The following is an 884-nucleotide window of genomic DNA, read 5'->3' as shown; positions in this document are numbered from 1 at the left end:
AACTTGAATTAGTTGCAAAACATTTACAATGAACAACTTGAATGCAAATTACGAAAGAATTTTGGAAGTTTTGCGAAAAATATCAAAATGAAAACCTATTGGCCTATCAAAGACGACCTCCAAAATTGAAGGATTTGGAATTGATAAGTCTTGCGTTAACTGCTGAATTTATGGGTATTGACAGCGAAATTCATCTTTTTCGACAAATTCCTCAAGCGATAAAATGCAAAATAGAACGTAGTGTTTATAATCGTCGCAAACGTAGATTGGGCAGTAAAATAAATGATCTACGAATGAAAATTGCCCGAAGTTTTAATGAGTTTGAGAAGTTTTTCATTATTGACAGTATGCCCGTAGAAGTATGTAAACTCTCGAGGAGAATACTTCAAAAATCTGTAAAGATAACGACTATTGCTATCCAAACAGAGGCTTTTGTGCTTCTCAGAAAATGCATTTTTATAGCTACAAACTTCATGCAGTTTGTTCGATAAATGGAGTTTTTCAAAGTGTGGATTTAAGTCCTGCTTCCGTTCACACATCCATTATTTAAAAGATATCAGAGAACAATTATCCGATTGTACCTTGCTTGGAGACAAAGGCTACTTGTCGTCTGAGATTCAGATTGATTTATTTAAATATGCCAATATAGAACTCGAAACTCCGAAAAGAGTTAATCAAAAGGACTACAAGCCACAGTTTTATTTATTCAAAAAACAGCGAAAAAGGATTGAAACACTTTTCTCACAACTCTGTGACCAGTTTATGATTAGACGCAATTATGCAAAAACTTTTGAAGGCTTCTAAACAAGATTATTGGCTAAAATAACTACTTTAACCGTTGTACAGTTCATTAACAAAGAATATTTTAACCGAAATATCAATAA

General features: G+C 32.8%; 1 pseudogene. It reads left to right on the top strand.

Features of this window, described 5'->3' with window-relative positions:
• Positions 1-28 precede the first annotated feature (28 nt).
• Positions 29-884: pseudogene (locus tag HX088_RS13850) on the top strand (IS982 family transposase); the annotation flags it as partial.

Origin of the sequence: Empedobacter sp. 225-1, from assembly GCF_030328185.1 — a bacterium.
In the GTDB taxonomy this organism is placed as follows: Bacteria; Bacteroidota; Bacteroidia; order Flavobacteriales; family Weeksellaceae; genus Empedobacter; species Empedobacter stercoris.
The sequence above is the reverse complement of the archived record's forward strand: the minus strand, read 5'-3'. Positions and strand labels throughout refer to the sequence as shown.